This is a genomic window from Pseudomonas sp. TH41, assembly GCF_016650695.1.
Taxonomy (GTDB): Bacteria; Pseudomonadota; Gammaproteobacteria; order Pseudomonadales; family Pseudomonadaceae; genus Aquipseudomonas.
The window spans coordinates 505,503-516,826 of record NZ_JAEKFH010000005.1; the positions used below are offsets into that span (position 1 = coordinate 505,503).

Annotated in this window: 11 protein-coding genes; 6 read left to right on the forward strand and 5 right to left on the reverse strand. The window is 59.2% G+C overall.

Going from position 1 to position 11,324, the window contains the following annotated elements; all coding sequences use genetic code 11:
• Positions 1 to 30 precede the first annotated feature (30 nt).
• Positions 31 to 213 carry a hypothetical protein gene (locus tag JFU37_RS20850; RefSeq protein WP_201118109.1) on the forward strand — a complete coding sequence of 61 codons (183 nt, stop codon included), beginning with the start codon at positions 31 to 33 and terminating at the stop codon, positions 211 to 213.
• Here the strand turns inward: JFU37_RS20850 and JFU37_RS20855 are convergent.
• The gene (locus JFU37_RS20855; RefSeq protein ID WP_201118110.1) at positions 210 to 1,271 is read right to left on the reverse strand and encodes an AI-2E family transporter; all 1,062 of its coding nucleotides are present in this window, start codon (positions 1,269 to 1,271) and stop codon (positions 210 to 212) included. The two genes, JFU37_RS20850 and JFU37_RS20855, sit on opposite strands and share 4 nt — an antisense overlap.
• 176 nt (positions 1,272 to 1,447) lie before the next feature.
• Here JFU37_RS20855 and trhP point away from each other — a divergent pair, with 176 nt between their 5' ends.
• A complete protein-coding gene (gene trhP / locus JFU37_RS20860; protein ID WP_201118111.1) occupies positions 1,448 to 2,773 on the forward strand; it encodes a prephenate-dependent tRNA uridine(34) hydroxylase TrhP in 1,326 nt (441 codons plus the stop codon).
• Between the two features lie 125 nt (positions 2,774 to 2,898).
• On the opposite strand, the gene JFU37_RS20865 is transcribed toward trhP, so the two are convergent.
• Positions 2,899 to 3,762, reverse strand: a complete 864-nt coding sequence (locus JFU37_RS20865) for a LysR substrate-binding domain-containing protein (RefSeq protein WP_201118113.1) — start codon at positions 3,760 to 3,762, stop codon at positions 2,899 to 2,901.
• Between the two features lie 96 nt (positions 3,763 to 3,858).
• Here JFU37_RS20865 and JFU37_RS20870 point away from each other — a divergent pair, with 96 nt between their 5' ends.
• Positions 3,859 to 4,770 carry a DMT family transporter gene (locus JFU37_RS20870; RefSeq protein WP_201118115.1) on the forward strand — a complete coding sequence of 304 codons (912 nt, stop codon included), beginning with the start codon at positions 3,859 to 3,861 and terminating at the stop codon, positions 4,768 to 4,770.
• Positions 4,771 to 4,935: 165 nt separating this feature from the next.
• Here JFU37_RS20870 and JFU37_RS20875 read toward each other — a convergent pair whose 3' ends face one another.
• The gene (locus JFU37_RS20875; protein WP_201119516.1) at positions 4,936 to 5,097 is read right to left on the reverse strand and encodes a hypothetical protein; all 162 of its coding nucleotides are present in this window, start codon (positions 5,095 to 5,097) and stop codon (positions 4,936 to 4,938) included.
• Between the two features lie 92 nt (positions 5,098 to 5,189).
• Positions 5,190 to 5,903: a FadR/GntR family transcriptional regulator gene (locus JFU37_RS20880; RefSeq protein ID WP_201118117.1), complete on the reverse strand. Its 714-nt coding sequence runs from the start codon at positions 5,901 to 5,903 to the stop codon at positions 5,190 to 5,192.
• Between the two features lie 280 nt (positions 5,904 to 6,183).
• Here JFU37_RS20880 and JFU37_RS20885 point away from each other — a divergent pair, with 280 nt between their 5' ends.
• Positions 6,184 to 7,530 (forward strand): MFS transporter, encoded by a 1,347-nt coding sequence (locus JFU37_RS20885; protein ID WP_201118119.1) that lies wholly within the window; start codon positions 6,184 to 6,186, stop codon positions 7,528 to 7,530.
• Between the two features lie 34 nt (positions 7,531 to 7,564).
• Positions 7,565 to 8,908 carry a glucarate dehydratase gene (gene gudD / locus JFU37_RS20890; RefSeq protein ID WP_201118124.1) on the forward strand — a complete coding sequence of 448 codons (1,344 nt, stop codon included), beginning with the start codon at positions 7,565 to 7,567 and terminating at the stop codon, positions 8,906 to 8,908.
• Positions 8,909 to 9,113: 205 nt separating this feature from the next.
• Here gudD and JFU37_RS20895 read toward each other — a convergent pair whose 3' ends face one another.
• Complete coding sequence (locus JFU37_RS20895) at positions 9,114 to 9,992, reverse strand: LysR family transcriptional regulator (protein ID WP_201118126.1); 879 nt, start codon at positions 9,990 to 9,992, stop codon at positions 9,114 to 9,116.
• A 158-nt stretch (positions 9,993 to 10,150) separates the two neighbouring features.
• Here JFU37_RS20895 and ampC point away from each other — a divergent pair, with 158 nt between their 5' ends.
• A complete protein-coding gene (gene ampC, locus JFU37_RS20900; RefSeq protein ID WP_342214960.1) occupies positions 10,151 to 11,317 on the forward strand; it encodes a class C beta-lactamase in 1,167 nt (388 codons plus the stop codon).
• Positions 11,318 to 11,324: the final 7 nt, after the last annotated feature.

Genomic DNA, 11,324 nt, shown 5'->3' on the forward strand with positions numbered 1-11,324 from the left:
AGGTAGCTCCATAGATTGATGGAGGTACTTATGTCTCAGGTTCAGATTATGTCCGTTATCGGCAGCGCCGTTCCCGCCCCACTGCGAGCGCTGGGATTGCTCGCCTGTTGGTACCTGATGCAGGACGGCGAACCCATCAGCGGTCCGCTTACATCATTGCCGGCCGCCCAGGCACTTTCGCAAACAATAGGCAGCGGAAAACTCAGTGCCTAAGGCAGCTGAACCCGCGGTTTGGTTTCGATGAAAATGGCCCAGCTCGACATGAACAGCGCCGCGATCAACGGTCCGATGACAAAGCCATTGAGGCCGAAGATCGCCAGACCACCCAGGGTTGAGATGAGGATCAGGTAGTCCGGCATCTTCGTATCCTTGCCCACCAGGATCGGTCGCAGCACGTTGTCCACCAGGCCGATGACGAACACCCCGAACAACCCCAGCACCACGCCCTGCCAGATGGCCCCGCTGAGCAGGAAAAACGCCGCCACCGGTGCCCAGACAATCCCCGCCCCCACCGCTGGCAACAGCGACAGAAACGCCATCAGTACTGCCCAGAGCAGCGCGCTCGGAATATCCAGAAACCAGAAAATCAAACCACCCAACGCGCCCTGCGTGATCGCCACCACCAGGTTGCCCTTCACCGTCGCCCGCACCACGTGATTGAACTTGAGTTGCAAACGGCGTTTCTGGTGCTCCTGCAATGGCACGGCAGAGCGTACTTTGCGTGCAAGCTCGGCGCCGTCCCGCAGAAAGAAGAACAACAGGTAGAGCATGATGAAAAAGCTCACCACAAAATCAAACGTGCCTTGGCCAAAACTGAACGCCTGCGTGGCAACGAACTCGTTGCCCGTCACCGCACTCTTGATGATTTTTTCCCGCAGCCCGTTCAACTCGCCCATGCCCAGCCTGTCGAGCAAATGCTGAAAGTACGGTGGCAAGCTGTGTTTGAACAGCGTCACATACCCCGCGATGTCCAGCTCGCCGCTTTCGATGTTCTTGTAAAGCGTTGTCCCTTCTTGAAGCAGCAGGGTACTGAGGATGATCACCGGCAGGATCGCAATCAACAGGCAGATGCTCAGGGTGAGCAACGATGTCAGGTTGCGCGGCCAGCCGAACTTCAGTTGCAGTCGACGCTGCAGGGGCGCAAAAAGTATGCCGAGGATCACCGCCCAGAACACTGCGCCGTAGAACGGCAGCAAAATCCAGATAAACGCGGCGGTCACCAGCCCCAGCAAGATCACCAGCGATTTGTCTTGTAGCGTCGTGTCTTTCATGTCCGATCCATGTCAGTCCGCAGGGGCGCCTGCTCTTGTATTGAAGAGCCGTCCTGATGCTTAGTCCGCCACGGTTCGCACGAGTGCCATCCGTTTGTTCATCAAGCATAGATCCAGATCAATGAATACCGAGGGCAAGCCGCTTACCCTTGGCGGCTTTTGCGATCGACGCCGCCATGACCCTTGTCTCCCCCGAACTATTGGCCCCCGCCGGCACCCTGAAAAACATGCGTTATGCCTTCGCCTACGGCGCCGATGCGGTCTACGCCGGACAGCCGCGTTACAGCCTGCGCGTGCGCAACAACGAATTCGATCATGCCCACCTCGCCCTCGGCATTCGCGAGGCACAGGCCCAGGGCAAGCGTTTCTACGTGGTGGTGAACATCGCCCCGCACAACGCCAAACTCAAGACGTTCCTCAAGGACCTGGCACCCGTCATCGCCATGGCGCCGGACGCGTTGATCATGTCCGACCCGGGCCTGATCATGCTGGTGCGCCGGCACTACCCGCAGATGGCCATCCATCTTTCGGTGCAAGCCAACACGGTGAACTGGGCGAGTGTCGAGTTCTGGCAACAACAGGGCTTGAGCCAGATCATCTTGTCGCGGGAACTGTCCCTGGAAGAAATCGCTGAAATTCGCCAGGAAGTGCCGGCGATGGAGCTGGAGGTGTTCGTGCACGGAGCATTGTGCATGGCCTATTCCGGCCGCTGCCTGCTGTCGGGCTACATGAACAAGCGCGATGCGAATCAAGGCAGCTGCACCAACGCCTGTCGCTGGAAATACTCGGCGCAGCAGGCCACGGAAAATCAGCTCGGCGAAATCGTTCAGACCTTCCAGCCCGAACCCACATTAGGCATCGGCGCCCCGACCAATCAGGTGTTCCTGTTGCAGGAAGCCAATCGACCTGACGAACTGATGCCAGCCTTCGAAGATGAACACGGCACGTACATCATGAACGCCAAGGACCTGCGCGCCGTGCAGCATGTCGAGCGTCTGACGCAGATGGGCGTGCATTCATTGAAAATCGAGGGCCGGACCAAATCGCACTTCTACTGTGCGCGGACCACTCAGGTCTATCGCCGGGCCATCGATGATGCAGTGGCTGGTAGGACGTTTGACCGCAGCCTGATGACGGACCTGGAATCTCTCGCCAAGCGTGGCTACACCGAAGGCTTCCTGCGTCGGCATGTGCATGACGAATACCAGAACTACCAGCACGGCAGCTCGGTGTCGGAGCGACAGCAGTTTGTCGGTGAATTGACTGGCGAGCGGCGTGACCGGCTGGCGGAAGTCAAAGTCAAGAATCGTTTTGGCCTGGGCGACCACATGGAATTGATGACACCCAAGGGTAATTTCCACTTTGATTTGCATCAGCTGCAAAACGCCAAAGGTGAGTCGATTGAAGTGGCGCCGGGGGATGGCCACACGGTGTATGTGCCGATTCCGGATGCAGTGGAGTTGAGTTTTGGGTTGTTGATGCGGGATGTGAGCGTGACGTAATCATCAAGAATACACATACCCCATGTGGGAGCGGGCTTCCCGCGAGGAGGCCTTCACATTCAACCTCTATGCCGGCTGATACACCGCCATCGCGGGCAAGCCCGCTCCCACAGGGGTTATGCGCGTTACGTGAACTCTTCGCGCAACATCGCCACAAAAGCCTCTCGCGCCGGGTGAACCCCGGCGTTTTCATGCCAGTAAAACAGGTTGTCGATGGCCGTCAGCTCAGGGAATTCATAGCCGGCGCAACCGGCGCCTTTGGCGTACTGATCGAACACCCCTTTAGGCACCAGTGCCACACCCGCCCCGGCGCTGACGCAACCGACAATCGCGCCGTAACTGGCGAGGCTGACAATCGGCAACGCCTGCCCTTGCCGCAGCAACCAATGCTCCAGTGCCGCCCGGTAAGGGCAACCCTGGGGCCACATGAAAACGGTCTTGTCCTGCAAATCCGCAACGTCACGTATCGGCCCCAGCGACGTCGAGGCAATCAGCAACAGCTCTTCGCGGTACATCGGCGTGCGCTTGAGGTGTGAGCGCTCGACATCCACGGCGACGATCGCGCCGTCGAGCCGGTGCTTCAGCGTGTCATCGAGCAATTGCCCCCAGGTGCCGGTGGTGAGCTCCAGCGCAACGGCCGGGTAACGCTTGTGGAACTTGGCCAGCAAACGCGGTAAGCGACCGGTAGCCGAGGACTCGATGGCGCCAATGCGCAAGGGTCCGGACGGCTCCGCCGATGGATCCACCGCGCGTTTGGCTTCTGCTGTCAGCGCGAGAATCTTTGAGGCGTAGGCCAGAAAGGTCTGTCCCGAGGGACTGATTCGCAGCCCTCGGCCCTCGCGCAGAAACAGCGCGACACCCAGCTCCGCCTCCAGCGATTTGATCCGGGCCGTAATGTTCGACGGCACGCAATGCAACAACTCGGCGGCACGGGCGATGCTGCCGAGATCGGCGACGGTCTTGAACATGCGAATCTGAGCCAGTTCCATACATCACCTAAAGTGAACAATTGCCACAGTATAAGTCAGTTGTGGCGAACGGTTCGGCTTCCGATACTCGGTGCATACGCCCACAGGTGCCCGACCATGCAATCACTCACAACCGCCTCCCCCTCTGCCGCAAAAATCACCCTGGCGATGGCGTTCGTCGTCGCCTGCTGGGGGTATTCTCCAACCGGTATCCACATCGGTTTGCAGGCCTACGACCCTGTTCACCTGGCGCTGTTGCGGTTTCTCGTAGCGTCGGCATTCATGGCCGTGGTCGCGGTGTTCAGAGGCATCCAACTGCCGAATGTTCGTGACTTGCCGTTGATATTCGCCCTCGGCTTCTTTGCGGTCAGCCTGCATCACGTCTCGATCAATTTCGGCCAACAAGGTGTCAGTGCGGGAGCGTCCAGTGTGTTGGCGCAATCGACGCCCTTGTTCAGCACGCTGCTGGCGCGATTCGTGTTCAAGGAGCGAGTGAGCGTCTGGCGCTGGGGCTGTATTTTTCTGGGATTGATCGGCGTGGTGATTGTGGTAGCAGGCGATCATGGGCTGGGCAGCATCGACGCCCACGGCCTGCTGATCCTGTTGGCTGCGGTGTCCTGGAGTGTCTACTTTGCCTTGCAAAAGCATCACACCGGGCGCTACGACGGGCTGACACTGGTGTGTTACACGGTGTGGGCCGGGACGGCGCTGCTGCTGATCTTTCTTCCCGGCCTGGTGGATCGGGTCGTCAGGGCGCCGGCTCCTGTGCAGCTCGCCGTGATCGGGCTGGGGGTATTTCCAAGCGCACTGGCGTATCTCGCCTGGGCGTATGTGCTGGCTCATGTGGATTTGAGTCGGGCCGCGATGACGCTGTATCTGGTGCCGCCGACGGCCATGGCGATTGCGTCTTTTGCACTGGGCGAGCGGCCAACGTTGATGATCGTTGTGGGTGCGCTGGTGGTGTTGGTGAGTGTGCTGGCGTTGAATCTGGAGCGGCGGGTGGTGGCGATTCGGGTGGTCGGTGCCTGATGAGTAGTTTGTGGTGATACTTCAGACGCCTTCGCGAGCAAGCCCGCTCCCACTCTGATCGCACTAACACCGAAGATCCAATGTGGGAGCGGGCTTGCTCGCGAAGAACGATGACCCGATAAACCTGCCGTGCACAAAAAACCCGGCACACTGGCCGGGTTCTGTTTATCGCCTGTCATCGGATAGCGGGGTTGGCTCATCCGCCGGAGGCACGTCTTCTTTCGCCGCCGGGTCCATCCAGTCTTCAGGTTGATCAGGCTCCGCCTCGGCCGGATCTCGCGAAGGGTCCATGCCAGGTGGAGCATCGTTATCCATTGAGTTAGCCATGACGCACCTCACTGATGAGGTCCAGTAAATCTGGGCCGTACACGTTGGAAGCAGGCGTGCTTATAGCGTGCTATTGAACAGACATACGGTCGTCAGGCACCCGCCGAAAACCGGTCGCGGCTATTCGTCAGGTGCAGCCACATCGCTGCCCTCGCGGCATCCGGATCTTGCCGCTTGATGGCGTTGAGAATCGCCTCGTGTTCGAGATTCGCCAGCTGTCCGAGCTTGCTCAAATCCGCCGCCCCGCGTTCGGCAGCATTGACGCGGGTCCGGGGAATCATGGCGCTGCCCAGGTGCTGCATGATTTCGGTGAAGCAGACGTTGCCGGTGGCTTCCGCGATCAGCAGATGAAAACGCTTGTCGGCTTCGACGCAGCTATCGTTGTTGGCGAGCAGGCTTTGATAGTCGTCCAGCGCTTCGCGCATCAGCGCCAATTGATGATCAGTACGCCGGATGGCAGCCAGCGCTGCGGCCTGGGTTTCGAGGCCCATGCGCAACTCCAGAATGCTGCGCACCCCCAGTGCCGTATCGACATTCAGTCGCAGCCCCTGCTCCGGTGCACGCTCCAGCACAAAGGTGCCAATGCCGTGGCGGGTTTCCACCAGCCCGGACGCCTGCAATTTCGAGATGGCCTCGCGCACCACGGTGCGACTGACCCCGTGCTCCTGAACAATCGTGTTCTCCGACGGCAGCTTGTCGCCCGGCAACATCTGGCCGAGCAGGATGCTCTGGGTCAGTTTGGCGACCAGGTCATGGGCCAGGTTGTGAGTGCGCTTGCGAGCAGGCGCGTCGAGGTCTTCTTGCATGGCGATCATCCGAAAGCAGGGCTAACGGAATCGTAGCACTGCGATCGACTGGAATCCCAAGAAAACCTCACTCAACTTGTATGACAACACTCAACATCCAGGACGCCAGCCACCGTAACGCAGGCCGAACCCCACCACAAAAACAAGAAAAACTCTTGAGCAAGCGCCATTTTGTTGAATAACAGTGCTTGCAGGACGAAAAAACCTAGTTGTATGATGTCTATCAACACGCACCACCCGGTTACACCCCGCATAAAAATAATCAGTGGGAGATAACGCAGTGAATACATCCATATCCGGGATGAACGACGGCACCGATTCGGTCTTGCAGTCAGCCATCGCAAAAGTGAAACGGCACGTCCTGCCGCTGTTCGTGATCATGTTCATCGTCAATTACATTGACCGAGTGAATATCGGCTTCGTCCGCGCCCACATGGAACATGACTTGGGAATAGGCGCTGCCGCCTATGGCCTCGGTGCCGGTCTGTTCTTCATCGGTTACGCGCTATTCGAAGTCCCCTCCAACATCCTCCTGCAAAAAGTCGGCGCACGAATCTGGCTGACTCGCATCATGTTGACCTGGGGCCTGGTGGCCGCCGGCATGGCCTTCATCCAGAACGAAACCCACTTCTACATCCTGCGATTCCTGCTGGGCGTGGCCGAAGCCGGGTTCTTTCCCGGCGTGATTTATTACTTCACTCGCTGGTTACCCGGAGTAGAACGCGGCAAGGCGATTGCGATCTTCCTCAGCGGCTCGGCCATTGCTTCGCTGATCTCCGGCCCGCTGTCCGGGTTGCTGTTGCAAATCAGTGGATTCGGCCTGCACGGCTGGCAATGGATGTACTTCATAGAAGGCATGTTCTCCGTGAGCCTGTGCGTGTTCGTCTGGTTCTGGCTGGACTCCAAACCCCACGACGCCAAATGGCTGAGCCGCAACGAGCAGGACGCACTGGTCAAAGCCATCGATGACGAACAACTGGCCCGCGAAGCCGCGACGCCGATCAAGCCGTCACTGGGCAAGCTGCTCAAGGATCGTCAGATCATCCTGTTCTGCCTGATCTACTTCTTCATCCAGCTGACCATCTACGCCGCAACCTTCTGGCTGCCGAGCATCATCAAGAAGATGGGCGACCTCAGCGACATTCAGGTCGGGCTGTTCAACTCGATCCCGTGGCTGCTGTCGATCGTCGGCATGTACGCCTTCGCTTCGCTGTCGGCCAAATGGAAACACCAGCAAGCCTGGGTCGCTGTCGCCCTGCTGATCGCGGCGGCAGGGATGTTCATGTCCACCACCGGCGGGCCGATCTTCGCCTTCGTTGCAATCTGCTTCGCAGCGCTGGGTTTCAAATCGGCATCGTCGCTGTTCTGGCCGATCCCCCAGGCTTATCTGGATGCACGCATCGCCGCTGGCGTCATCGCGCTGATCAACTCGGTGGGCAACCTCGGTGGCTTCGTGGCGCCAACCACGTTTGGCCTGCTGGAAGAACACACCGGTTCAATCCAGGGTGGGCTGTATGGCCTGGCTGTCACCTCGATCATCGCCGCGATCATCGTCTTCGCCGCACGCAACAAACCGAAACCCGCACCGGCCGCAGCGCTGGGCAAACCAACGCCCAACCACGCCTGACTCCAACAAGAGCATGGTTTTTAAGGACAGGAAAATGAACGCACAAGACACTGCAAAAGCCCCGATCATCACTAGCATGCACGTGGTTCCCGTGGCGGGTCACGATGGCATGCTGCTCAATCTGAGCGGTGCCCACGGTCCGTTTTTTACCCGCAACATCGTGATCCTCAAGGACAACGCGGGCCACACCGGCGTCGGCGAAGTACCCGGTGGCGAGCGCATTCGCCAGACCCTGGAAGATGCGCGCAGCCTGGTGGTCGGCAGCCCGATCGGCACCTATCAGAAGATCCTCAATCAAGTGCGCCAGACCTTCGCCGACCGTGATGCTGGCGGCCGCGGTTTGCAGACCTTCGACCTGCGCATCACCATCCACGCTGTCACCGGCCTTGAAGCCGCGTTGCTCGACCTGCTCGGTCAGCATCTGGACGTGCCGGTCGCCGCCCTGCTCGGCGAAGGCCAGCAACGCGATGAAGTGAAGATGCTCGGCTATCTGTTTTATGTCGGTGATCGCAAAGCAACCGATCTGGCTTATCGCAGCGAGCCGGACGCCGACAACGACTGGTTCCGCGTGCGCCATGAAAAAGCCATGACCGCCGACGCTGTTGTGCGCCTTGCCGAAGCCGCGCACGCTCGTTATGGTTTCAAGGACTTCAAACTCAAGGGTGGCGTGCTGAGTGGCGATGAAGAAATCCAGGCGGTGACCGCCCTGTCCGAACGCTTCCCGGACGCGCGCATCACCCTGGATCCGAATGGCGCGTGGTCGCTGAAAGAAGCGATTCGTTTGTGCCGGGATCAGCATCATGTGCTGGCCTACGCCGAAGACCCGTGCGGTGCGGAAAACGGTTACTCGGGCCGGGAAGTCATGGCTGAATTTCGCCGCGCCACGGGCCTGAAAACCGCCACCAACATGATCGCCACCGACTGGCGGGAAATGGGCCACGCGATTCAGTTGCAATCGGTGGACATCCCTTTGGCGGACCCGCATTTCTGGACCCTGCAGGGATCGGTTCGAGTCGCCCAGATGTGCCATGAATGGGGCCTGACCTGGGGCTCGCATTCCAACAACCACTTCGATATCTCCCTGGCGATGTTCACCCACGTCGCGGCGGCCGCGCCGGGTGAAATCACCGCCATCGACACGCACTGGATCTGGCAGGACGGCCAGCGCCTGACCAAGGCCCCGCTGCAAATCGTCGATGGCTGCGTGCAAGTGCCGAAAAAACCTGGGCTGGGTGTGGATCTGGATATGGATCAGTTGGCCAAGGCCCATGAACTGTACAAAGGCATGGGATTGGGCGCGCGGGATGACAGTGTGGCGATGCAGTTTTTGATCCCGGGGTGGACGTTCGATAACAAGCGGCCGTGTCTGGTGCGCTAATCAGCCGGAACACCGTAAACCTTGTATGTGGACCGGGAGTGTAGGAGCGAGCTTGCTCGCGATGGACTTGAGAGCAACGCGTTTATTCAGGAAGAACGCATTATCGTTAACGTCCTTCGTCGGAACGCCGCCCGGAGCAAGCTCGCTCCTACACTCCCGGTCCGCATACAAGCGAGCCGGCTCGTTCCCACAGAGATGGCATTCGTTAATTCATTTGTGCCGCACACAGCAACCAGCCCTTGAACGCCGCCATGGACGACGTTTCGGGCCGCGACTGCAAGCGGGTCAGCCAGTAGCTGCCGGTAGTGATGCCGATGGCGAAGGGTTGCTCAATTGCACCCGCCGCCAATTGCCGGGCAAACATCAGCGGTGGTGCCAATGCCACGCCAGCGCCTTGCAGCGCCGCCTCCATCATCGCCAGCGAAGAATCGAAGACGATGCTCCGGGGCGGTGCGGCATGGGCAGGAAGGCCGGTCGCCTGAAACCATTCGGGCCATTCGTCCGTGCGATAGGAGCGCAGCAGCGTTTGCTGCAAAAGGTCGGCGGGTGCTTGCAGTTGCCGGGCAATCTCGGGAACGCACATCACCGACAATGGCGCCTCGATCAACCGCACCGCCTCAATCCCGTGCCACGCCCCCGCACCAAACCGAATGGCGTAATCCAGCCCTTCAGCCGCCACGTCCACCCGGTTGTTGTTGGTAGACAGGCGCAAATCTATGAGCGGATGTTTCGCCTGGAAGTCTGCCAATCGCGGTAACAACCAGCCCACCGCGAACGTCCCGACCGCGCCCACCGTCAGCACTTCGCGAAAGTGCCCGCCTTCGAAACGCTCCAGGGTTTCGGCGATTCGGTCGAAGGACTCGCGCAACACCGGCAATAGGGTCTGCCCTTCACTGGTCATCATCAACCCGCGGGGCAAGCGTTTGAACAGTGCTACGTTGAGCTGGGCTTCAAGACTTTTGACCTGATGGCTCACTGCCGCCTGCGTGACGCACAACTCCACCGCCGCCCGTGTGAAACTCAAATGTCGTGCAGAGGCCTCGAAGGCGCGCAGTGCATTGAGCGGTAATTGAGGCCGGATCATGCTCACTCCCAAATTTTTCTAATAGCTCATCCGAAATATCGTCGTTTGTCGATGGCCGACAGAGTGAATAGATTTGGCACGCCTATCGGCGCCCGATTTAAAAACCGCTCGGAGTGTAGCGGGTTAAACCAACAAACCTCATGGACAGCGGCTCAATCATGCACAACTTCAAACTCAACAAGGTCTTATCCTACAGCGCTTTCGGACTCTTCCTTGGCGCAGGTTACGGCGTGGCCGGGAATCAGACTGACGAACAGGTCGAAGCGGCTGTTAAGGCTGCCGTTGTACCGGTCATGCAGCAACAGCACATTCCAGGCATCGCAGTCGCGATCACCCTCAACGGCAGACAGCATTACTTTAACTACGGCGTGGCCTCGAAGCAAAACGGCAAAGCCGTCACCGAAGACACCCTTTTCGAGATCGGTTCGGTGAGCAAGACCTTCACCGCCACCCTCGCCGCCTACGCCCAGGCCAGCGGCAAACTGACCCTGTCCGACAAGGCCAGTCAGGTCCTGCCGGCCTTGCGTGGCAGCGCGTTCGATCACATCAGCGTGCTGCAACTGGGCACCTACACCGCCGGTGGCCTGCCACTTCAATTCCCTGACGAGGCGGATCATCAGGACAAGATGCTCGGCTATTTCAAACAGTGGACACCGACCTACGCCGCTGGCACCCATCGCCAATATTCGAACCCCAGCATTGGGCTGTTCGGTTATCTGGCCGCCAACAGCATGGGCGCTCCCTTCGATGACCTGATGGAAAAAACCTTGCTGCCAAAACTCGGGTTGAAGCACACCTACCTCAAAGTACCGCAAGATCAGCTGGGGATTTACGCTCAGGGTTACAACAAGGATGACAAGCCGGTGCGGGTGGGTCCGGGTGCGCTGGATTCGGAAGCGTATGGCGTGAAAACCAGCGCGGCGGATCTGCTTCGTTACGTTGAAGCGAACATGAAACCGACGGCACTGGAGCAGCCGTTGCAACAGGCAATCGCCACGACGCACACCGGCTACTACAAAGTCGGCGACATGACTCAAGGACTAGGCTGGGAGTTCTACAACTACCCGGTCACTCTCGATCAATTGCTGGCGGGCAACTCGTCGCAGATGACCATGGAAGCGCATGAAGTGCAGTGGCTGAACCCGCCGCAGCCTCAACCGGAAAACGTGCTGTTCAACAAAACCGGCTCCACGGGTGGCTTCGGGGCTTATGTCGCGTACGTGCCATCGAAAGACATCGGAATCGTGATCCTGGCCAACAAAAACTACCCGAACCCGGAACGGGTCAAAATCGCCCATGCGATATTGAGCGAATTGACCCAGTAACTTAGCG